The sequence below is a fragment of the Mesorhizobium sp. WSM4828 genome, assembly GCF_055811175.1.
The window spans coordinates 132942-153693 of sequence record NZ_JBVVQK010000006.1 but is presented as its reverse complement, the minus strand read 5'-3'; the positions used below and the strand labels follow the sequence as shown (position 1 = coordinate 153693).

18 protein-coding genes are annotated in these 20752 nt (G+C 63.4%); 8 read left to right on the top strand and 10 right to left on the bottom strand.

Annotation, left to right across the window (positions count from 1 at the left end; all coding sequences use genetic code 11):
- Positions 1-278: 278 nt before the first annotated feature.
- The 3 genes from AC0L2X_RS09675 (at position 279) to AC0L2X_RS09665 (ending at position 2962) form a co-directional block, all read left to right on the top strand.
- Positions 279-1127 carry a MetQ/NlpA family lipoprotein gene (locus AC0L2X_RS09675; protein ID WP_473599663.1) on the top strand — a complete coding sequence of 283 codons (849 nt, stop codon included), beginning with the start codon at positions 279-281 and terminating at the stop codon, positions 1125-1127.
- 100 nt (positions 1128-1227) lie between these two features.
- The gene (locus AC0L2X_RS09670) at positions 1228-2325 is read left to right on the top strand and encodes a methionine ABC transporter ATP-binding protein (protein WP_473599662.1); all 1098 of its coding nucleotides are present in this window, start codon (positions 1228-1230) and stop codon (positions 2323-2325) included.
- Positions 2306-2962 carry a methionine ABC transporter permease gene (locus AC0L2X_RS09665; protein ID WP_473599661.1) on the top strand — a complete coding sequence of 219 codons (657 nt, stop codon included), beginning with the start codon at positions 2306-2308 and terminating at the stop codon, positions 2960-2962. Before AC0L2X_RS09670 ends, AC0L2X_RS09665 begins: the two co-directional genes overlap by 20 nt.
- Positions 2963-3007: 45 nt before the next feature.
- On the opposite strand, the gene AC0L2X_RS09660 is transcribed toward AC0L2X_RS09665, so the two are convergent.
- The 3 genes from AC0L2X_RS09660 to AC0L2X_RS09650 are packed head-to-tail and all read right to left on the bottom strand — an operon-like array spanning position 3008 to position 7150.
- On the bottom strand, positions 3008-3382 hold the full coding sequence (locus AC0L2X_RS09660) for a hypothetical protein (RefSeq protein WP_473599660.1): 375 nt from the start codon (positions 3380-3382) through the stop codon (positions 3008-3010).
- Positions 3379-5064 carry a hydantoinase B/oxoprolinase family protein gene (locus tag AC0L2X_RS09655; RefSeq protein WP_473599659.1) on the bottom strand — a complete coding sequence of 562 codons (1686 nt, stop codon included), beginning with the start codon at positions 5062-5064 and terminating at the stop codon, positions 3379-3381. The genes AC0L2X_RS09660 and AC0L2X_RS09655 overlap by 4 nt, the downstream gene beginning before the upstream one ends.
- Before the next feature lies 1 nt (position 5065).
- Positions 5066-7150 carry a hydantoinase/oxoprolinase family protein gene (locus tag AC0L2X_RS09650; protein WP_473599658.1) on the bottom strand — a complete coding sequence of 695 codons (2085 nt, stop codon included), beginning with the start codon at positions 7148-7150 and terminating at the stop codon, positions 5066-5068.
- A gap of 218 nt (positions 7151-7368) precedes the next feature.
- On the opposite strand from AC0L2X_RS09650, the gene AC0L2X_RS09645 reads away from it, so the two are divergent.
- From AC0L2X_RS09645 to AC0L2X_RS09625, 5 genes are all read left to right on the top strand, one after another.
- A complete protein-coding gene (locus AC0L2X_RS09645) occupies positions 7369-8196 on the top strand; it encodes a ferredoxin--NADP reductase (protein ID WP_473554082.1) in 828 nt (275 codons plus the stop codon).
- 161 nt (positions 8197-8357) lie between these two features.
- Positions 8358-9407: a deoxyribose-phosphate aldolase gene (gene deoC, locus AC0L2X_RS09640; protein WP_473599657.1), complete on the top strand. Its 1050-nt coding sequence runs from the start codon at positions 8358-8360 to the stop codon at positions 9405-9407.
- A 13-nt stretch (positions 9408-9420) separates the two neighbouring features.
- Positions 9421-11793: an aldehyde dehydrogenase family protein gene (locus AC0L2X_RS09635; RefSeq protein ID WP_473599656.1), complete on the top strand. Its 2373-nt coding sequence runs from the start codon at positions 9421-9423 to the stop codon at positions 11791-11793.
- A 177-nt stretch (positions 11794-11970) separates the two neighbouring features.
- On the top strand, positions 11971-12702 hold the full coding sequence (locus tag AC0L2X_RS09630; protein ID WP_473599655.1) for an SDR family oxidoreductase: 732 nt from the start codon (positions 11971-11973) through the stop codon (positions 12700-12702).
- 162 nt (positions 12703-12864) lie between these two features.
- Positions 12865-13710 carry a fumarylacetoacetate hydrolase family protein gene (locus AC0L2X_RS09625; protein WP_473599654.1) on the top strand — a complete coding sequence of 282 codons (846 nt, stop codon included), beginning with the start codon at positions 12865-12867 and terminating at the stop codon, positions 13708-13710.
- Positions 13711-13870: 160 nt separating this feature from the next.
- Here the strand turns inward: AC0L2X_RS09625 and AC0L2X_RS09620 are convergent, their stop codons facing one another.
- The 7 genes from AC0L2X_RS09620 to AC0L2X_RS09590 all read right to left on the bottom strand — a co-directional run bounded on the left by AC0L2X_RS09620 (position 13871) and on the right by AC0L2X_RS09590 (position 20643).
- Complete coding sequence (locus AC0L2X_RS09620; protein ID WP_473599653.1) at positions 13871-14869, bottom strand: ABC transporter ATP-binding protein; 999 nt, start codon at positions 14867-14869, stop codon at positions 13871-13873.
- A 15-nt stretch (positions 14870-14884) separates the two neighbouring features.
- Positions 14885-15940, bottom strand: a complete 1056-nt coding sequence (locus AC0L2X_RS09615; protein WP_473599652.1) for a Gfo/Idh/MocA family protein — start codon at positions 15938-15940, stop codon at positions 14885-14887.
- 1 nt (position 15941) lies between these two features.
- Positions 15942-16409, bottom strand: a complete 468-nt coding sequence (locus tag AC0L2X_RS09610) for a DUF4304 domain-containing protein (RefSeq protein WP_473599651.1) — start codon at positions 16407-16409, stop codon at positions 15942-15944.
- Positions 16406-17245 carry a carbohydrate ABC transporter permease gene (locus AC0L2X_RS09605; protein ID WP_023718923.1) on the bottom strand — a complete coding sequence of 280 codons (840 nt, stop codon included), beginning with the start codon at positions 17243-17245 and terminating at the stop codon, positions 16406-16408. The genes AC0L2X_RS09610 and AC0L2X_RS09605 overlap by 4 nt, the downstream gene beginning before the upstream one ends.
- A gap of 12 nt (positions 17246-17257) precedes the next feature.
- Positions 17258-18181: a carbohydrate ABC transporter permease gene (locus AC0L2X_RS09600; protein ID WP_023718922.1), complete on the bottom strand. Its 924-nt coding sequence runs from the start codon at positions 18179-18181 to the stop codon at positions 17258-17260.
- Positions 18182-18421: 240 nt separating this feature from the next.
- Positions 18422-19681: an ABC transporter substrate-binding protein gene (locus AC0L2X_RS09595; RefSeq protein WP_473599650.1), complete on the bottom strand. Its 1260-nt coding sequence runs from the start codon at positions 19679-19681 to the stop codon at positions 18422-18424.
- Positions 19682-19683: 2 nt separating this feature from the next.
- The gene (locus AC0L2X_RS09590) at positions 19684-20643 is read right to left on the bottom strand and encodes an N-acetylmuramic acid 6-phosphate etherase (protein ID WP_473599649.1); all 960 of its coding nucleotides are present in this window, start codon (positions 20641-20643) and stop codon (positions 19684-19686) included.
- Between the last annotated feature and the right edge of the window lie 109 nt (positions 20644-20752).

The following is a 20752-nucleotide window of genomic DNA, read 5'->3' as shown; positions in this document are numbered from 1 at the left end:
TGGGCAATTCGAATGCAGAAAGGCCCGCCGTTCCGATGCATGGCGGGCCTCGTAGCGGAGACGACGTCCGGACAATTTCCGAACCAGGATCGGCTTAGAACGCATGATCCCAGCACGCCCTGTGCTCGCCAGGCCCGAAACTTTGAGAGAATATTCCTGGCTTGGCATTTCGCGGGAAATACGGTGCTTTGATCCGACGGTCAGCATTCCCGATGATGCCGGGAAGGCTTGGCACTCCGCCTTGGCCGCAACGACTTCAGAAACCGACGGGATAGATCATGTCTGGGAACACCAACACTTTGCGCTCATTTCTCTCCGCAAGTATAAACCGGCGCGCCGGTCTGGCTCTACTTTTCGCGTCGGCGGTTGCGATTGTCGGCCTTGCTGCGCCGTCGTTCGCCGAAGACAAGACGGCGGTCAAGGTCGGCATCATGAGCGGCGAGGACGAGGATGTCTGGCGCGTTGTCACCGCCCAGGCGGCGGAGAGGGGGCTGACGGTCGAGACCGTGGTGTTCAACGACTACACCCAGCCGAATGAAGCGCTCGAGCGTGGCGAAATCGACGCCAACGCCTTCCAGCACAAGCCCTATCTCGACAACCAGATCAAGACGCAGGGCTATCACATCGTCCCGGTCGGCTATACCGGGGTCTGGCCGATCGGCCTTTATTCCAAGAAGTACACGAAGATTGCCGACCTGCCCGAAGGCGCGGTCATTGGCGTGCCGAACGACCCGTCCAATGAGGGCCGCGCACTGCGCGTCCTGCAGAGCGAGGGCCTAATCAAGCTCAGGGAAGGCACCGGCATTCTGGCGACGACCACCGACATCGCTGAAAACCCGAAGAAATTGGTCGTCAAGGAGCTTGACGCTGGCATTGTCGGGCGCTCGGTGGAAGATCTTGACGGGGCCGTGGTCAACACGGATTGGGCGCTTAAGAGCGGCCTAACACCGGAGAACCGCATCGCCCAGGAGGCGGTGGCCGACAATCCCTACCGCAACTTCATCGCGGTCAAGGCCGGCAACGAAAACCAGCCCTGGGTGAAGACATTGGTCGCTTCCTATCAGAACGAAAAGGTGAAGGCCGAATTCGACCGGGTCTACAAGGGAACCGGCATCAGCGCCTATTGATGCCGAGCCCGACTGGGCGCTGAAGCCCGGCATGATCACGCGGTCCGCGCTGCAACGCGGACCGTGATCGCGTTTGCGGGACACCAAAACAGGAATTTTCATGAACCAGCATTTCGCCCCGGTCGCCGAAGCCGTGCATCCCGCCGACAGCCGTCCCGCGGGACCGGACGATGTCGTACGCCTCATCGAGCTGAAGCGCCGCTTTGGCGCAACAGCGGCGCTGGACGGCGTATCGCTCAGCGTGCGCCAGGGCGAGATCCTCGGCATCATCGGCCGCAGCGGCGCCGGCAAGTCGACGCTGATACGCTGCCTGAACGGCCTGGAGCGGCCGGATACAGGACAGGTCTTCATCGAAGGCCGCGACATCAGCCGGCTCGGCGAGCGCGAATTGCAGCCGCTGCGCCGGCGCATCGGCATGATCTTCCAGCATTTCAACCTGCTGTCCGCCAAGACGGTCGAAGACAATGTAGCGCTGCCGCTCAAGATCGAAGGCCGGCCCAGGGCCGAACGCCTGGCGCGCGCTGCCGAGCTGCTGGAGCTCGTCGGCCTGTCGGAGAAGGCGAAAGCCTATCCGGCGTCGCTTTCGGGCGGGCAGAAGCAGCGCGTCGGCATTGCCCGGGCGCTTGCGGCGCGCCCGGCGCTGCTGCTGTCGGACGAAGCGACCTCGGCGCTGGACCCGGAGACGACGCGCTCCATCCTTGCCTTGCTCAGAGACATCAACCGGCAGCTTGGCCTGACCATTCTTCTCATCACCCATGAGATGGAGGTGATCCGTTCGATCGCCGATCGTGTCGCGGTGATCGACGCCGGACAAATCGTCGAGCAAGGGCCGGTGTGGCCGGTGTTTGCCGACCCGAAGTCGGCGATCACACAAAGCCTGCTCGGCGGCATCAGGCCACAATTGCCGGCGGAGATCGCAAGCCGGCTAACGCAGAACGCCGGCGTGGAGGCGATCCTCAGGATCGACGTGGCGGGTGAGGCCGCGCGAAGCCCGCTTTTGTCCGATCTTGCCGCGGCGGTTCCCGGCTCGTTCCGCCTCGTGCATGGCGGCATCGATCACGTCCAGCAGCAGCCTGTCGGGACGCTGTTCGTGGCGGTCGCCGGCAGCAATGAAGCTCACCTGGCAGAGGTGATCGCGTTCTTGAGAGCCCGCCAGGCGCGGGTGGAGGTGCTTGGCTATGTCGCCGGTTCTGTTTGAACTTCTCGTCCGTTCGATCTGGGAAACGATCCTGATGACGGCCGCCTCCGGCCTCATCTCGCTGGTTTTCGGGCTGCCGCTCGGCCTGGCGCTGGTCGCCACCGACCGCGGCGGCATCGCCGAAAGCCTGTGGGTGAACCGTGCGCTCGGCGCGGTCATCAACGGTTTCCGCTCGGTGCCTTTCATCATCCTGCTGGTTGCGCTGATCCCGGTGACGCGGCTGATCGTCGGCACCTCGATCGGCACCTGGGCAGCGATCGTGCCGCTGTCGATCGCCGCGACGCCCTACTATGCGCGGATCGCCGAAGTGTCGCTGCGCGAGGTTGACCACGGGCTGATCGAAGCGGCGCGCGCCATGGGCGGCAACCGCTGGACGATCATCCGCGAGGTGCTGGTGCCGGAAGCGCTGCCCGGCATCGTCGCCGGCTTCACGGTGACGCTGGTGACGCTGATCGGCGCCTCGGCCATGGCCGGCGCCATCGGCGCCGGCGGGCTCGGCGACCTCGCCATCCGCTACGGCTACCAACGCTTCGAGACGTCAGTCATGATCGCCGTGGTCATCGTCCTGATCGTCCTGGTCTGCGGCATCCAGTGGGCCGGCGACCGGCTGGTCGCAAGGCTGGATCACAGGGCATAGCTGTGCGCAGCGGTCTGGGCGATATGCCAGCACCAGGTGAGACCCTCACTGCCGGTCCGGCTCCTCCACCCCGCTCAGCGCCGCCAAGCCTTGTAGAGGCGGCTCTCCGGTTTGCAAATATAGCTGGATCAGTTGCTCGTCCTCTGCGCTTTTATAGGCTAACGGAATACCTCTGATTTGAGCGGGCATGTCCCAATCGAGCGGCCGATCCTCCGACGCGAACCACTTGCAGCGCCGAACCTCCACCCAATGCCGGCGAATTGACAAACAATTGCCGAGGCCGTCGTCTTCGTAGCCGAACTCCACTCCACAGCACGAACATATGATGTAGCTGGGTTCTTTGCCGTTCTCGCCCCATGGCAGATCGGGAGATTGATCGAGGCCGCAGACACGGCATTTGAATTTGTCTTGTGGATTCATTTGATCCCGAACATGTCCCTGGCTTGCTCGGCGGTATAGTACCCTAGCCTGACATCCCGAGCGACCAATTGCGGATCGCGCTGCCACGGGTCACCGTAGCCGCCGCCGCCCGGCGTGCCGACGCGTACGCGATCGCCTGCTTTCAACGCGATGTCCTGCTCCTTGGACAGATGCGGCGGCACATGTTCCTTGCCGTCGCGGAACACGGTCACCGTGTTGACCGCGCCGTCCTTGCCGCCGAGCGCGCCCTGTGGGCCGAAGCGGCCATGGTCCATGACGAAGGAGGCGCGGGCGTCGCCGCGCAGGATCTCGACCTCATAGGCAAGCCCGAAACCGCCGCGATGCTTGCCGGCGCCGCCCGAGCCTTCGCGCAGGGCGTAGTGGCGGTAGAGCACCGGGAAGGCCTGCTCCATGATTTCGACCGGTGGCGACTTGGAAATGCCGATGGTCGAGCAGCCATTGGTCAGGCCGTCGTGACCGGCATTGCCGCCATAGCCGCCGCCGGAGATCTGGTACATGACATAATCGCGGCCGCGGGCCGGATCGTTGCCGCCGAGTGCGAAATTGCCGCTGGAGCCGGCCGGAGCCGCCGTCACTTTGTCCGGCAGCGCCTGCACCATCGCCGCGAACACCGCCTCGGCAATGCGCTGCGAAACCTCGGCCGCGCAGCCCGACACCGGCCGCGGATATTTGGCGTCGAGGAAAGTGCCTTCCGGCCGCTTGACGATCAGCGGCTCGAAGGCGCCGGCGCTAATCGGCACATCGGGGAAAATATGGCGCATTGCGAGATAGACCGAGGACAAGGTCGTCGCCAGCACGCTGTTCATCGGCCCGGCACAAGGCTTCGACGAGCCCGAGAAGTCGAAGCTGAGCGTGTCGCCCTGTTTCTCCACAGCAAGCGCGATGGTCAGCGGCTCGTTCACCACCCCGTCGGAATCGACGAAGGCTTCGGAGCTGTAAATGCCATCGGGAATGGCCGATATGTTGGCGCGCATCTGTTCAGCGGCGCGGCGCCGCAATTCGGCGATCGCATCGACAACCGTTTCATTTCCGTAACGATCTAGAATGCCGTTGAGCCGGTCCTGGCCGATCAGCAGTGCTGCTGCCTGCGCCCGGATGTCCCCGATGCGCTGGTCGGCAACCCTGATGTTCGAGCAGATGATGGCGTAGATTTCGCGATCGAGCACGCCCTTCTTGAACAGCTTCACCGGCGGCAGCCGCAAACCTTCCTGCTCGACCGCCGTTGCCGAGGCGGAGAAGCCGCCCGGCACCGAACCGCCGATGTCGGGCCAGTGGCCGGTGTTCGACAGCCAACAGAATATTTTGCCGCCGCGATAGACCGGCATGGCGAAGCGCACATCCATCAGATGGGTGCCGCCGAGATAGGGATCGTTGACGATGTAGATATCGCCTGGCTCGGGCGGCAGGCAGCGGCCGTCGGCGATCATCTCGATCACCGTTTTGGTCGAATACTGCATGACGCCGACGAACACCGGCAGGCCTTGGCTGCCTTGCGCGATCAGCGAACCATCGAGCGCCGAATAGATACCGTCGGAGCGGTCATTGGCCTCGGCGATGACAGGCGAGAACGCGGCGCGCGAAAACGTCAGGTCCATTTCGTCGCAGACCTGCTGCAGGGCCGCCTGGATGACCGAAAGGGTGATGGCGTCGAGTTTTTCCATCTCAGGCCTCACCGATATCGATGATGATGTTGCCATCGGCATCCGATCGTGCCCGGTCGCCGGGCTCGAGCACGGTGGTCGCGTCCATCTGTTCGAGGATCGCTGGCCCCGCGATGACGGCGTCGAGCGGCAACTTTTCCCTGCTGTAGACCGGCGTGTCGTACCAGCGCCCGCCATACCAGACCGGCCGGATTTCGCGCCGCGCCTCGTCGAGCGTCTTGGCGCGGCTAGCCGGGTCGATCAGCCGGGACAGATCGATCGCCGCCCGCACGCCGGTGACCGAGGTGTTGAGGTTGACCAGATTGGCGCGGATTTCCGGCAACTCGACCTTGAAGCGCGCGAAATAGGCCTTCTCGAACAGTTGCTGCAGTACCTCGCGCGTCACCGCAGACGACGGCAGCGGCACGTTGATGATATGCGTCTGGCCGACGAACTGCATGTCGGCGGAATGCGTGACGCGGATCGTTTCCGGCTTCACCGCTTCCTTGCCGATCAGCTCTTCGCCTTCGTTTCGGTGCCGTTCCAATGTCGCGTGAAGCTGGGTTTCATCGAGACTGGCCACCGGCTGGTTGACCGTGTTGACGAAGTCGTGCCTGAGGTCGGCGACGACGCAGCCGAGCGCATTAGTGATGCCCGGCCGCGCCGGCACCAGCACCTTGGGCAGGCCGAGCTCGCGCGCCAGTGCCGTCGCATGCAGCGGCCCGGCGCCGCCGAAGGCGAACAGCGCGAAATCGCGCGGGTCGTGGCCGCGTGATACCGAAACCATGCGGATGGCGCCGGCCATCTTCACGTTGCCGAGCCGCAGCACCGCACCCGCGGCCTCGACGCCGGACAGGCCGGTGGCGCGGCCGATCCTGTCCTCGAATATGCCTGTGACGCGTTCGACGGTGACCGGGTTTTCCACCGCCAGCAGCTTTTTCGGCGCTAGCCTGCCGAGCACCAGATTGGCGTCGGTGATGGTCGGCTCCAAGCCGCCGCGTCCGTAGCAGATTGGCCCGGGATTGGCGCCGGCGCTTTCCGGGCCGATCTGGATCAGGCCGGCCGCGTCGACGCGGGCGATCGAGCCGCCGCCGGCGCCGACCGTATGCACCGCCACCATCGGCACATGGATCGGCATCGCATATTCGATCTCGATCTCGTTCGACACCGCCGGCTCGGCATTGCGGATCAGCGCCACGTCGGTCGAAGTACCGCCCATGTCGTAGGTGACCAGGTTTTCGAAGCCGGCGCGCTTGCCGGTGTAGGCGGCGGCAATGACGCCGGAGGCGGGTCCCGACATGACGGTCTTGGCCGACTCACGTGTGACAAAGCGGGCCGAGATCATGCCGCCGTTGCCGTTCATGATCAGGAAGTCGCGGGCGTAGCCCTTTGACGCCAGCTCCTTGCGCAGCCGTTCGACGTAGCGTTCGAGGATGGGCTGCACCGAGGCATTGACCGACGCGGTCACCCCGCGCTCGAATTCGCGCGCTTCCGAAAGCAGGGCGTGGCCTGTCGTGATGTAGCCGTTCGGCCAAAGCTCGGCGGCGATCTCGGCGGCGCGCCGCTCGTGCGCCGGATTGGCATAGGAATGCAGGAAATGGATGACGAGGGATTCGCAGCCGGCTTCGATCAGTTCTGAAATCGCTGCCCGCATCTCGGCCTCGTCGAGCGGGACGCGCACCGCGCCCGAGGCTTCGACCCGCTCCGACACTTCGAGCCGCAGATTGCGCGGAATGATCGGCACGAAGGTGCCTGTCATGCCGTAGGCTTGCGGCCGTGTCCGCCGGCCAAGCTCGATGACGTCGCGAAAGCCGCGCGTGGTGATCATGCCGGTCTTTGCCAGCCGGCGCTCCAGCACCGCGTTGGTCGTGGTCGTCGTGCCGTGCACGATAAGGTCGATGCCGTCGATCGGAAAGCCGGTGGCACCAAGCGCAGCAACGACGCCGAAAGCCTGGTTGTCGACCGTGGTCGGGGTCTTGGCGATATGCACCCGGCCACCGTTACGGCCGTCGATCAGAAGCAGGTCGGTAAAGGTGCCGCCGACATCGATGCCGGCGACGACACTGCCCGCCGAATCCAGAGCTTGCGCCGAAAAATTCTGTTCCATTGTCGAAACCCGAAATGCCCGAACTGCTTACATGCCTCAGTTTGGAAAGCTGTTTTACGGCGGCGTCTTGACGCAAATATCGTTTGTATACTAATAAATTCCGGACACAAGAGCTTACCGCTTCGGAGTGTGCAAACGGCACGCTGGAACCTGACCGGTTCGGGCGCGCAGGTGAAGATTTGGCGCGGGCGCTGAGCCGGCCCGGAAGGTTAGGTTTGATGAACACCACATCCGCGTTCAACACTGCCGGCGCCCGGCCGTTGCAGTTCCCGATACCGGCCAATGTCTATGCCGAAACCGTCGTCTCGGTGAAGCACTATACCGACCGGCTGTTTTCGTTCCGCATCACCCGGCCGCAGTCGCTGCGCTTCCGCTCCGGCGAGTTCGTCATGATCGGCCTGCCAAATGCCGAGAAGCCGGTGTTCCGCGCCTATTCGATCGCCAGCCCTGCCTGGGACGACGAACTCGAGTTCTTCTCGATCAAAGTGCCGGACGGCCCGCTCACTTCGGAGCTGCAGAAGATCCAGATCGGCGACACCGTCATCATGCGGCAGAAGTCGACCGGCACGCTGGTGGTCGACGCGCTGACGCCGGCCAAGCGCCTGTTCATGATCTCGACCGGCACCGGCATTGCGCCCTTCGCCAGCCTGCTGCGCGATCCCGACACCTATGAGAAGTTCGAGCAGGTGGTCCTGACCCATACCTGCCGCGACAATGCTGAACTCACCTACGGCCAGGAGTTGGTGGCGGCGCTGGAGAACGATCCGCTGATCGGCGAGCTGACCGGTGGCCGCGTCACGCTCTACAATTCAACGACGCGTGAGACCTCCGAGCGCATGGGCCGCATCACCGCGCTGATCGGCTCGGGCAAATTCTACACCGATCTCGGCATCGACAAGCTCGATCCCGAGACCGACCGCATCATGATCTGCGGCTCGATGCATATGCTGAAGGACGTCAAGGAGCTGGCTGAAAGCCACGGCTTCCAGGAAGGCTCGCTGCATCATCCGGCAAGCTTCGTCGTCGAGCGCGCCTTCGTCGGCTAGAGCCGCGGCAATTCAGCCACTGGTTTGCGACCCCGATTTTGATCATACGGTCAAAAATCGGCTGCCTTGACTGCCTTTTTCCGCTATGACCGCTTGAAGGACTCGTGAAGCGCTGCTTCACGGTCTATCTTCGGCATAAGTCGCTGAACAAGGGGCAGGAGATGAGCAGCACAATTCGCGAAACCGATCTCGGCACGTCCAAGATCACGCCGCTGCCGGCGCGGCCCGCCGCCAATGCGCCGATGCCGCAGGCCCATGGCATTGCTCGTAATCCCGGCATGAGGCTCGATCTCGGCTTCATGGAATCGATGCGCAGCGTCAACCGCTCGGCGCTGGAACGCCGCGTCGCCAGCCTGACCAAAAGACGCTCGATCAAGGCCGATAACCAGGCCGCCTGGCTGCTGCGCGCCGTCGCCTGCATGGACCTGACGACGCTGAACTCGAACGACACGGAAGAGCGCGTGCGCCGGCTCTGTGCCAAGGCGGTCAACCCGTTCCGCCGCGACATTGCCGAGGGGCTCGGCATTGCCAGTGAAAAGATCCGCCCGGCGGCGGTCTGCGTCTATCATCCCTTCGTCGCTACTGCCGTCGAGGCGCTGCGCGGCAGCGGCGTCCATGTCGCCGCCGTTTCCACGGCTTTCCCGCATGGCCTTGCACCGCTTTCGACACGTCTGCAGGAGATCGAAGCATCGGTCCGCGACGGCGCCGACGAGATCGACGTCGTCATCCCGCGCGGCCTGGTATTCGGGGCGAAATGGCAGGAGCTCTATAACGAGATTGTCTCGATGCGCGCCGCTTGCGGCGAGGCGCATCTGAAGGTGATCCTCGGCACCGGCGACCTCGCGACGCTGCGCAACGTCATGCTCGCCTCGATGGTGGCGATGATGGCGGGTGCAGATTTCATCAAGACCTCGACCGGCAAGGAAAGCGTCAACGCGACGCTGCCGGTCGGCCTTGCCATGGTGCGCGCCATCCGCGCCTATTTCGAGGAAACCGGCTATCTCATCGGCTTCAAGCCGGCCGGCGGCATTTCCACGGCAAAAGCCTCGCTCGATTGGCTGGTGCTGATGAAAGAAGAACTGGGCCGGCCGTGGCTGGAGCCGGAGCTGTTCCGCTTCGGAGCATCGAGCCTTTTGACCGACATCGAGCGCCAGCTCGAGCATCATCTGACCGGCCACTACTCGGCCAATCATCGCCACGCGATGGCGTGATTCGGAGCGCTTCATGAACATTCTCGAACGCTATCACGCCATGGATTACGGGCCGGCGCCGGAAGCCCGCAACGAGGCCGATGGGTGGCTTGCCGCGCGGGATTTCGGCAAAGCGCTGTTCATCGGCGGCGACTGGAAGGCAGCCAGCGGAGGCAAAACCTTCGACACCAGCGAACCGTCCTCGGGAAAGCTGCTGGCCAAGGTGTCGGACGCTGGTGCCGCCGATATCGACGCGGCGGTTTCGGCCGCCACAAAAGCGCTGCCGAAATGGAGCGCCAGCACCGGCTACAGCCGAGCCAAAGTGCTCTATGCCATCGGCCGCGCCATGCAACGTCACCAACGGCTGTTCGCCGTGCTTGAGACAATCGACAATGGCAAGCCGATCCGCGAAAGCCGCGACATCGACGTGCCGCTGGCCATCCGCCATTTCATCCATCATGCCGGCTGGGCGCAGGCGCTGGACAGGGATTTTCCCGGCCATAAGGGCGTCGGCGTCGTCGGCCAGATCATCCCGTGGAATTTCCCGCTCTTGATGCTCGCCTGGAAGATCGCGCCGGCGCTCGCCGCGGGCTGCACCGTGGTGCTCAAACCCGCGGAATTCACGCCGCTCACCGCGATCCTCTTTGCCGAGATCTGCCGACGCGCCGGCGTGCCGAAAGGCGTCGTCAACATCGTCCAGGGCGGGCCGGAGGCGGGCGCGGCCATCGTCAACCATCCCGGCGTCCAGAAGATCGCCTTCACCGGTTCGTCCGAGGTCGGCAAGATCATCCGCAAGGCCACGGCCGGCTCGGGCAAGAAACTGTCGCTGGAGCTTGGCGGCAAGTCGGCCTTTATCGTTTTCGAGGATGCCGACCTCGACAGCGCAGTCGAAGGTCTGGTCGACGGCATCTGGTTCAACCAGGGCCAAGTGTGCTGTGCCGGCTCGCGCCTTCTGGTGCAGGAAGGCATCGCCGACGCCTTCATCGCCAAGGTCAAGACGCGGATGAGCCGGCTGCGGGTCGGCAGCCCGCTCGACAAGAACACCGATATCGGCCCGCTGGTCGACTTGACCCAGCTCGATCGCGTCAAGGGCCTGATCGCAGAAGGCGCCAAGCAGGGCGCGATCTGCTGGCAGCCGGACTCAGCGTTGCCCGCCTCGGGCTATTACCATCTGCCAACGCTGGCGACAGGTGTTTCGCCGGCTAACATTCTGGCACAGGAAGAGGTGTTCGGGCCGGTGCTGGCCACCATGACCTTCCGCAACACCGAGGAAGCGATCGAGCTCGCCAACAACACACGCTATGGCTTGGCCGCTTCAGTGTGGAGCGAGAACATCAATCTTGCCCTGCACGTCGCGCCGCAGCTGAAGGCCGGCGTCGTTTGGGTCAACGGCACCAATATGTTCGACGCCGCCTGCGGCTTCGGCGGCTATCGCGAGAGCGGCTTTGGCCGCGAAGGCGGGCGCGAGGGCATGTTCGAATATCTCTCGGCAAAACTGCCGCTTGGCCCGATCATCAAACCGGCAACGTCTTCGGCCCAACCGGTCGAGCAGGTGGAAGGTGGCGCCATCGACCGCACGGCAAAGCTGTTCATCGGCGGCAAACAGGTCCGGCCGGACGGAAATTATTCCTTCGCCGTCGCCACCGCCAAGGGCAAGCTTGCGGGCGACGTCGGGCTCGGCAACCGCAAGGATATCCGTGACGCCATCGCGGCCGCGCGCGCCTGCAAGGCCTGGCCGGAGGCGACCGCCTACAACCGCAGCCAGGTGCTCTACTACCTGGCCGAAAACCTTTCCGGCCGCGCCGACGAGTTTGCAGCCCGTTTGATCCAGCTCACCGGCGCGACCGCCAAGGCGGCGCGTGACGAGGTCGAGCTGTCGATCGAGCGCCTGTTCCTCTATGCCGGCTTGGCCGACAAATTCGAGGGCCGCGTCCACCAGCCGCCAGCCCGCGCCGTCACACTGGCACTGCACGAACCGGTCGGCGTCGTCGGTATCGTCGCGCCGGACAATGCGCCTTTGCTCGGCCTGATCTCGCTGGTGGCGCCTGCGCTCGCCATGGGCAACACCGTGGTCGCCGTGCCGTCCGAAAGATATCCGCTGCTTGCCACCGACCTCTACCAGGTCATCGAATATTCCGACGTTCCGGCCGGCGCCATCAATATCGTCACCGGCCGTAGCGCCGAGCTTGCCGGCGTATTGGCCAAGCATGACGATGTCGACGGGCTCTGGGTATTCGCCGATGCCGAGACTTGCGCCAAGGCCGAGGCCGAGTCCATCGGTAATCTCAAACGCGTCTGGACCGGCAACGGCCACAGCCTCGACTGGGCGTCAAACGAAGCAGCCGGCGATGCCCTGCTGCGCCGTGTGATCGAGGTCAAGAACGTCTGGGTGCCCTACGGCGACTGAGTGTCCGGGAGGGACGTCCGGGCTTGACGCGCCAAAAAATGTTCTTTACCGAGAAAAAACATTTGGCTGGCAGGCGAATTTCGAAACAGGCGGGATGGTAGTGCCCGTCTGGCACATTGCGCCCCGGCCTTGTGCCGGTAAAAAGCCGAACGACCACAGACGGGCGAGGAGAAAAGCATGGCGGATCTGACAGGCAAAATCGTTGTCGTCACGGCGGCGGCGCAAGGCATCGGCCGGGCGAGCGCGCTGGCGTTCGCCAAGGCCGGCGCCGTCGTCCATGCCACCGACATCAACGAGGTGGTGCTCGCCGATCTCGGCAAGACGCCCGGTATCAAGACCCGCAAGCTCGACGTGCTGAACGACGAGGCGGTGAACGCTGCTTTTGCCGAGATCGGCGCCGTCGACGTGCTGTTCAATTGCGCCGGCTTCGTCCATTCCGGCTCGATCCTCGAGATGAAGGACGGCGATCTCGACTTTGCCTATGATCTCAATGTTCGCTCGATGATCCGCACCATCCGCGCCGTGCTGCCCGGCATGCTGGAGCGCGGCGACGGCTCGATCATCAACATGGCGTCGCTGGCCAGTTCGACCAAGGGCGTGCCGAACCGCTTCGTCTATGGCCTGACCAAGGCAGCCGTCATCGGCCTGACCAAGTCGGTCGCCGCCGACTATGTCGGCAAGGGCATACGCTGCAATGCGATCTGCCCGGGTACGGTCGAAAGCCCGTCGCTGCAGGACCGCATGCATGCGCAGGGCGACTACGACGCAGCCCGCGCCGCCTTCATCGCCCGCCAGCCGATGGGCCGCCTCGGCACGCCAGAGGAAATCGCCGATCTCGCCGTCTATCTGGCCGGCGCCACCTATACGTCGGGGCAGGCTTATAATATCGACGGTGGCTGGTCGATCTAGGAGTCTGAAAATCCTATTCCGCCGGGCGCCTGACGCGGCGTCTGTGCTTGCCTAGGCTCACGTACTTTAAGTACGCTCCGCTCCGGTTCTCGAAACCCACGCCATTCGCCGCAGCGGAGCGAGTTTGCAAACGGCCTCTGGTCGCAACTGGGAGAAAACTGCATGAAACTGCTGCGCTATGGCGAGGCGGGGAGCGAACGCCCCGGCCTGCTCGATGCCGATGGAACGATCCGCGACCTCTCCGCCCATGTCACCGACATTGCCGGCAAGGCGCTTGACCCGGCATCGCTCGAGACATTATCGAAGCTCGATGTGAAATCGCTGCCGGCGGTTTCCGGCAAGCCGCGCATCGGCGCCTGCGTCGCCGGCACCGGCAAATTCATCTGCATCGGCCTCAACTATTCCGACCACGCCGCCGAAACCGGCGCCACCGTGCCGCCGGAGCCGATCATCTTCATGAAGGCAAGCTCGGCTATTGTCGGGCCTAACGACGACGTGCTGATCCCGCGCGGCTCGGTCAAGACCGATTGGGAAGTCGAGCTCGGCGTGGTCATCGGCAAGACCGCTAAATATGTCACCGAGGCCGAGGCGCTGGACTATGTCGCCGGTTACTGCATCGCGCATGACGTCTCCGAGCGCGCCTTCCAGGCCGAGCGCCAGGGCCAGTGGACCAAGGGCAAGTCCTGCGACACGTTCGGGCCGATCGGTCCGTGGCTGGTGACAAAGGACGAGGTCAAGGACCCGCAGAACATCCCGATGTGGCTGACGGTCAACGGCAAGACGATGCAGAACGGCTCGACCAAGACCATGGTCTTCGGCGTCGCTTATCTCGTCTCCTATCTCAGCCAGTTCATGTCGCTGCACCCCGGCGACATCATCTCGACCGGCACGCCGCCCGGCGTCGGCCTCGGCATGAAGCCGCCGGTGTTCCTGAAGCCCGGCGATGTGGTCGAGCTCGGTATCGAAGGGCTGGGTATCCAGAAGCAGACGTTCAAGGCGGATTTGTAGGCGCTCTTCCTTCTCCCCTTGTGGGAGAAGGTGTCGCCGAAGGCGACGGATGAGGGGTGTTCCAGCTTGGCACCGACGGCGATCCTTCCAACACCCCTCAACCGTCTTGGCGCTGCGCGCCAATCCACCTTCTCCCACAAGGGGAGAAGGAAGAGGGGCGCTACTTCATCACCTTCCCATCGGCTCCAAACCGGTATGTCTTCGCCGGATCCGGCGTCGCATAGAGCGTGGCACCAGGTTCGGCGTTATAGACGCCAAAAATGCGCACGGTGATCAAGCCGGCCTTCTCGCAGTCGAGATAGAGATTGGTGTCGGCGCCAAGGTGCTCGGCATGGACGACCGTGCCTTTCCAGGCGCCGGATTTGGGATCCACCGTCAAATGTTCGGGACGGACGCCGATGGTCTTTGCCGTTTCGCCAAGCCTGGCACCGTCGACGAAATTCATCTTTGGTGAGCCGATAAAGCCGGCCACGAACTCGTTAGCCGGCGAATTGTATAGCTCCATCGGGCCGCCGATCTGCTCGATCCTGCCCGCATTGAGGACGACGATCTTGTCGGCCAGCGTCATCGCCTCGACCTGGTCGTGGGTGACATAGATCATCGTGGCCTTCAGCCGGCGATGCAATTGCGCGATCTCCAGTCTGGTGTTGACGCGCAGCGCGGCATCGAGGTTCGACAATGGCTCGTCGAACAGAAAAAGCTTGGGCTCACGCACCACGGCGCGGCCGATGGCGACACGTTGGCGCTGGCCGCCGGACAATTCGGCCGGCCGCCTTTCGAGATAGGGCTCCAGCGACAGCATCGAGGAAGCGATGCCGATGCGGCGGTCGATCTCCGCCGCCGGCGTGCCGGCCTGCTTGAGGCCGAGACCCATATTGTTCTTCACCGTCAGATGCGGGTAAAGCGCATAGGTCTGGAACACCATGGCGATGCCGCGCTTGGCCGGCGGCGTTGCGGAGACGTCGTGGCCGTCGATGACCACGCGGCCTGAGGTCGAGTCCTCCAGCCCGGCAATAACCCTCAGCAGCGTCGATTTCCCGCAGCCGGATGGACCGACGAAGACGACGAACTCGCCATCCGTCACCTCGAGGTTGATACCCTTCAGCACCTCGACCGGCCCGAAGGCCTTTTTCACGTTCTCGATGTTCAGCGAGCCCACGGCTTAGTCCCTGTTCTAGAGTTTCACGGCGAGGCCGCTGCGCACGCTCTCGTCGGCTGCAAGGCAGACGGCGAGCGACTTCACCGCGTCGTCCATGTGGCGGGTCAAGTCCAGATCCTCGCGGATCGCCTTCAGCACAAACGCCTGTTCCAGGTCGCAGAGGTCCTGATGGCCGGGCTCGCCTTGCATTGACAGCATCTCGTCCGGCTTGGCGAACTTGCCGTCCGCGCCGGTCGCAGCGCTGTGCAGGCGGATGGTCGAGGTCTTGGTGTGGGTGTCGATGTCGTCGGACCTGGCGCCCTCCTTCATGACGATCGACACGCAGCCATTGGGCGAGATCACGTCTTTCACGAAGAAAGCCGTCTCCGAAATCATCGGCCCCCAGCCGGCCTCGTACCAGCCGACCGAACCGTCGTCGAACAGCACCTGCAGGTGCCCGTAATTGTACATCGACGGTGCGATCTCGTCGCTCAGCCGCAGCCCCATGCCGCGCACCTCGACCGGCCTGGCGTCGGTGATCTGCAGCATCACGTCGAGATAATGCACGCCGCAATCGACGATCGGCGACGTCGTTTGCATCAGCTGCTTATGCGTCTCCCAGGTATGGCCGGAGGATTGCTGGTTGAGGTTCATGCGGAACACGTAAGGGCCGCCGAGCTTCCGCGCCTCGGCGATCAGCCTGATCCAGGACGGGTGGTGGCGCAGGATGTAGCCGATCACCAGTTTCTTGCCGTTGGCCTTGGCTGCCGCGACGACGCGTTCCGCATCGGCGACCGTCGTTGCCAGCGGCTTTTCGACGAAGACATGGCAGCCGGCCTCGAATGCCCTGACCGCATAATCGGCATGGCTGTCGGAATAGGTGGCTATGCAAGCGACATCGGGCTTTTCGTCACGCAGCGCCTCGTCGAATGAACGCCGGATGGCGTAGGTCGAAAGCCCTTCCGCCAGCGGCACATCGGAGCGGTTGACCAGTGCGGCGATCTGGAATCCCGGATTGGTGTGATAGGCCAGCGCATGGCTACGCCCCATATTGCCGAGGCCGGCGACGACAACGCGAAGGGGCTGGTCCATTTCAGTTTGCCTTTTGTAGAGCGCAGGCTTTCAGGTCCATCCTAATACTCGATCCATACTCACTGGCGATCTGCAGAGCAGCCTTTTCGCTTTCACAACGTGCCAGAAGTCCGAACCCGTATGTATCGACACCCTCTTTGATCAGAGAAGACCTCCGGTCGTCCGGCAACGGACGATCCAGATCCAGCGCCTCGGTGAATGCCTTGGATTGCTCGCTAACCATCAGGGAGTTGACCCGCCAGATGATATGACAGTTGTATTCCTTCGGCCGACGCTCGATCCCGAACCGAGTCAGCCAGACAGCTGCATTGAGATAGAACTGCGGTCCCCAGGAAGACTTCTGAAGGTTGAGCACGCAGACCGTTTCCGGCCATTCGCGATAATAGTTTGTTTGGCGAACGCCGCGGAATCCATAGCGGCTTGCCGACTCGGTGAGGCCTCGAATGATCGCGTCCCGACCCTCACTCACTTGACCGCTCCCGAAGTGATGCCGCGGATCAGCTGCCGCGAAAAAATGACGTAGAGGATCAGCACCGGCATGATCGCCAGCGAAAGTGCGGCCAGGATGGCATTCCAGTTGGTGACGAACTGGCCGAGGAACAATTGCGCGCCCAGCGTCACCGTCTTGGTTTCCTCCGACGGCGCCAGGATCAACGGGAACCATAGATCGTTCCAGATCGGGATCATGGTGAAGACCGCGACCGTCGCCATCGATGGGCGCACAAGCGGCAGCACCAGCCGGAAAAAGATGGTGTATTCGGACAGGCCATCGATCCTGCCCGCATTCTTCAGATCGTCGGAGACCTGCTTCATGAATTCCGACAGGATGAAGACGGCGAGCGGCAGACCTTGCGCCGTGTAGACCAGGATCAGCGCCGTCAGTGTGTTGACCAGTCCGCTCGCCACCATCAGCTGCAGGATGGCGACGGTGCCGAGGCGGATCGGGATCATGATGCCGAGCGCGAGGTAAAGCCCCATCAGCGAATTGCCTCGGAAGCGGTATTCCGACAGCGCAAAGGCAGCCATGGCGCCGAACAAAAGCACGAAGAACAGCGAGGCGACGGTGACGACGAGGCTGTTCTGGAAATAGTGGATGAAATCGCCTTGGCCGATTACCGTGGTGTAGCCGATCAGGTCGAAGGTCCCTGGCGTCGGCGGCGTCAGCGGCGCGCCGAAGATACCGGCGCGTGATTTGAACGAATTCATTATCACGAGGATCACCGGAAACAGCGCGATCGCCGTGTAGGTCAGAAGGATCGCGTGGGCGCCTATGGTGCGGGGCAGCGAGCGGGTTGCGGTGCTCATGGTCACGCTCCCCTAAAACTGGTAGCGACGCAAGCGCGTCTGCACGAGGAACAGATAGACGCAGACGCCGCCGAGGATGATCAGGAACATCATGGTGGCGATCGCCGCGCCCATGTTGGGATCGCCGACCTGCAGCTGGAAGCCGAAGAAGGCGCGGTAGAGAAAGGTGCCGAGAATATCGGTCGAATAGTTCGGCCCGGCCAGCGCGCCTTGCGCGGTGTAGATCAGGTCGAAAGCGTTGAAATTGCCGACGAAGGTCAGGATCGAGATGATGCCGATCGACGGCAGGATGAGCGGCAGCTTGATCTTCCAGAATTGCGCCATGCCGGTGATCCCGTCGCATTCGGCCGCTTCGATCACCTCTTCGGGGATGGACAGCAATGCCGCATAGATCAGCATCATCGGGATGCCGACGAACTGCCAGACTGAAATCAGGCTGAGCGCGGTCAGCGCGTATTGCGCCTTGCCGAGCCAAGGCGTGAACAGGCTTTTCAGGCCGACAAGGTCCATCATATGCGGCGCCACGCCCCATAGCGGCGACAGGATCAGCTTCCAGGCGAAGCCGACGATGACGAAGGACAGGATCGTCGGCACGAAGATCGCCGTGCGGTAGAAGGCGGAAAACCGCAGCCTGGGGCTGGACAGAAGTGCTGCCAAAAGGACGCCGATCGGGTTCTGCACCAGCATATGGATGATGAAGAACCAGACATTGTTCCTGAGCGCGTTCCAGAAATTGACCGACCAGTTGGGATCACCGAACAGCATGCGGAAATTTTCCAGTCCGACGAAGACCTGCGACTGGTTGATGTTGCGGAACAAGGAAAGCTGCAGCGTGCCGGCCAGCGGCAGGATCATGATCGCCGTATAGACCAGCAACGCCGGCGCCAGGAAAACGCCGATATGCCAGCGGAACGGTCTTTTCGGTGCTGCGGCCATGCGTTCGGTCCCCGCCGATCAGGTCTTGCTATTGCCGTCAAAGGGCACGGCGCCTCCCTCCCCCTCGAGGGGAGGGTGCCTCGCGAAGCGAGGCGGGTGGGGTCGGCCGAGGCAGCGCGCCATCGTCGTTCGACCGCGCCTTTCAGCAACGATCAAGCCGCGGCCTGCCTCGACCGACCCCCTCTGTCGCCTTCGGCGACATCTCCCCCTCGAGGGGGGAGACAACGCTTCGCCGCGCTCTTACTTCGCCGGCTTGTACCAGCTGTCGAGGCCGTCCTGCAGCTTCTTGGCGGCAGCCTCCGGCGTGTCGGTGCCGTTGATGACGTTGGCCGATTCAACCCAAGTCTCGTTTTCGAGATTCGGCGTGCCGCGCGACAGGATCTGGTAGGTCGAGCGGATCGTCGACTTGCACTTGCCGCGCCAGGAGACGAATTCCTGGGCCAGCGGGTCTTCCATCTTCACCGGGGTGTTGTTCAGGCTGAAGAAGCCCGGCAGCGCGTTGGCGTAGATGGTGGCGAAATCCGGCGAGGCCACCCAGGACAGGAAGGTCTTGGCCGCATCCGCATTCTTCGAAGCCGCATTGAGACCCATGCCGATGTCGGTGTGGTCGGAGATGTAGCAGGTGTCGCCGGCCTTCTGCACCGGCGGCGGGAAGGCACCCATCTTGAACTGCGCCTGCGTGTTGAACAGGCCGATCTCCCACGAGCCGGCCGGGTAGATGGCGGCGCGGCCGAGCGTGAACAGGTTCTGGCTGTCCGGATAAGTCTGCGCCTCGAAGCCGTCGCCGAGATAGTCCTTCCACTTGGCCAGCTCCTTGAAGGGCTCGACCCACTGCGGATCGGTGAGCTTCTGCTCGCCCTTGATCAGCGCCAGGCGGCCTTCCTCGCCCTTCCAGTAGTTCGGGCCGATGTTCTGGTAGCCCATGGTCGCCGCTTCCCAGAGGTCCTTGGTGCCCATCGCCATCGGGATGTAGGTGCCGTCGGCCTTGATCTTGTCGAGCGCGGGGTAGAACTCCTCATTGGTCGTCGGCACCTTGATGCCGAGCTTGTCGAAGGCGTCCTTGTTGTAGATGAAGCCATGGATGACCGATGCCATCGGCACGCAGAAGCTCACCTTGCCGTCGTCGGTCTGCCAGGCCGCCTTGGCCACTGGCGAGAAGTTCTCCATGCCGGGCAGCGTCGAGATATCGGCAAGATTGCCCTTCTTGAACAGTTCCAGCGATTTGTCGAACGGGCGGCAGGTGATCAGGTCGCCGGCCGAGCCGGCGGCGAGCTTGGCACCGAGGGCGGCGTCATATTCGGTTGGCGCCGACGGCGCGAACACCACCTTGATGCCCGGGTTCTTGGCTTCGAAGGCCGGGATCAGCTTGTCCTTCCAGATGGCAAGGTCGTCGCCGCGCCAGCTTTCGATGTTGAGCGTTACGTCGTCGGCATAAGCCACCCCGGCGGAGCCGAGAATGCTGGTGCCGAAAAGAAGTGCCGTCAGTAGCTTCGTTGTCATGCTCAGTCTCCCTGTTGACCTTTTTCAGGTTCGGTTTTGATGAGAACAGAGGCATTGCGCCCCTTGCTCCCCTCGATCGCGGAAAGGGCTGGCCGCAGCTTGTGGCCGGTCCCTTCCAATATCTTCTCGGCCGCATCGGCGCTGGCGGCGCCGGCGGCGAGCAGAATGGCGGTCTTGACGACACCGCCGCTCTTTTCGAGCAGGCGCGCCGCCTCGTCCTTGTCGCGCCCGCTGACGGCGGCCACGATGCGTGCGGCGCGGTCGCGCAGCTTGATGTTGTCGGCCATCAGGTTGACCATGTAGCCGTCGTGGACATGGCCGAGATGGATAGCGGCCAGCGTCGACAGCATGTTGAGCGCGATCTTCTGGGCGGTGCCTGCGCCCATGCGCGTCGAGCCGGCGATCAGCTCCGGCGGCGTTTCGAGCAGGACGGCGATGTCGGCCAGCCGCAGCAGCGGCGCATCCCTGTTGTTGGCGATGGCAATGGTCGCCGCACCGCGGCGCCTGGCGTCCTCGATCGCCCTGACAGCATAAGGTGTCGAGCCGCTGGCCGAGACGGCGATCAGGCAGTCGCCCTTGCCGATGCGGGCAGCGGCGACCGATACCGAAGCTTCCTCGGTGTCGTCCTCCGGCCCGCCGGCCAGTGTCTTGAAGGCCTCGTCGCCGCCGGCGATCAGGATGGCGATACGGTCGCGCTGGATGCCGAAAGTGCCCGGCAGCTCAAGCGCATCGGCCAGTGCCATCAGGCCCGAACTGCCGGCAGCCGCATAGGCGAGCTTGCCGCCGCTTTTCAGTCTGCTTGCGATGATTTCGGCCGCCGCGGCAATGGCAGGAATGGCGCCATGCACGGCCTTGGCGGCCTCGATCTGTGCGTTGGCCAAAGAGGAAAGGACGGCTTCGGGGGCCTGGATATCCAGTCCCTCGGCATTCTGGTGAAGCGCTTCGGTGCGCGTTTCGGCCATCCGCTTTCCTCCAATCGAGAAAACCATACCAAAAAAATACCACTTGTCCACACGCATTAAATGAAATCCTTGCGGCGGTGCGGGCTTGCGAACGAAATTGGCTGATTTT

What these genes read in the sequence shown, in the direction of transcription:
- AC0L2X_RS09675 (WP_473599663.1), top strand. Translation starts at nt 279, where the DNA reads ATGTCTGGGAACACCAACACTTTGCGCTCATTTCTCTCCGCAAGTATA.
- AC0L2X_RS09665 (WP_473599661.1), top strand. Translation starts at nt 2,306, where the DNA reads ATGTCGCCGGTTCTGTTTGAACTTCTCGTCCGTTCGATCTGGGAAACG.
- AC0L2X_RS09670 (WP_473599662.1), top strand. Translation starts at nt 1,228, where the DNA reads ATGAACCAGCATTTCGCCCCGGTCGCCGAAGCCGTGCATCCCGCCGAC.
- AC0L2X_RS09630 (WP_473599655.1), top strand. Translation starts at nt 11,971, where the DNA reads ATGGCGGATCTGACAGGCAAAATCGTTGTCGTCACGGCGGCGGCGCAA.
- AC0L2X_RS09650 (WP_473599658.1), bottom strand. Translation starts at nt 7,150, where the DNA reads ATGGAACAGAATTTTTCGGCGCAAGCTCTGGATTCGGCGGGCAGTGTC.
- AC0L2X_RS09625 (WP_473599654.1), top strand. Translation starts at nt 12,865, where the DNA reads ATGAAACTGCTGCGCTATGGCGAGGCGGGGAGCGAACGCCCCGGCCTG.
- AC0L2X_RS09645 (WP_473554082.1), top strand. Translation starts at nt 7,369, where the DNA reads ATGAACACCACATCCGCGTTCAACACTGCCGGCGCCCGGCCGTTGCAG.
- AC0L2X_RS09590 (WP_473599649.1), bottom strand. Translation starts at nt 20,643, where the DNA reads ATGGCCGAAACGCGCACCGAAGCGCTTCACCAGAATGCCGAGGGACTG.
- AC0L2X_RS09615 (WP_473599652.1), bottom strand. Translation starts at nt 15,940, where the DNA reads ATGGACCAGCCCCTTCGCGTTGTCGTCGCCGGCCTCGGCAATATGGGG.
- AC0L2X_RS09655 (WP_473599659.1), bottom strand. Translation starts at nt 5,064, where the DNA reads ATGGAAAAACTCGACGCCATCACCCTTTCGGTCATCCAGGCGGCCCTG.
- AC0L2X_RS09660 (WP_473599660.1), bottom strand. Translation starts at nt 3,382, where the DNA reads ATGAATCCACAAGACAAATTCAAATGCCGTGTCTGCGGCCTCGATCAA.
- AC0L2X_RS09600 (WP_023718922.1), bottom strand. Translation starts at nt 18,181, where the DNA reads ATGGCCGCAGCACCGAAAAGACCGTTCCGCTGGCATATCGGCGTTTTC.
- AC0L2X_RS09595 (WP_473599650.1), bottom strand. Translation starts at nt 19,681, where the DNA reads ATGACAACGAAGCTACTGACGGCACTTCTTTTCGGCACCAGCATTCTC.
- AC0L2X_RS09605 (WP_023718923.1), bottom strand. Translation starts at nt 17,245, where the DNA reads ATGAGCACCGCAACCCGCTCGCTGCCCCGCACCATAGGCGCCCACGCG.
- deoC (WP_473599657.1), top strand. Translation starts at nt 8,358, where the DNA reads ATGAGCAGCACAATTCGCGAAACCGATCTCGGCACGTCCAAGATCACG.
- AC0L2X_RS09635 (WP_473599656.1), top strand. Translation starts at nt 9,421, where the DNA reads ATGAACATTCTCGAACGCTATCACGCCATGGATTACGGGCCGGCGCCG.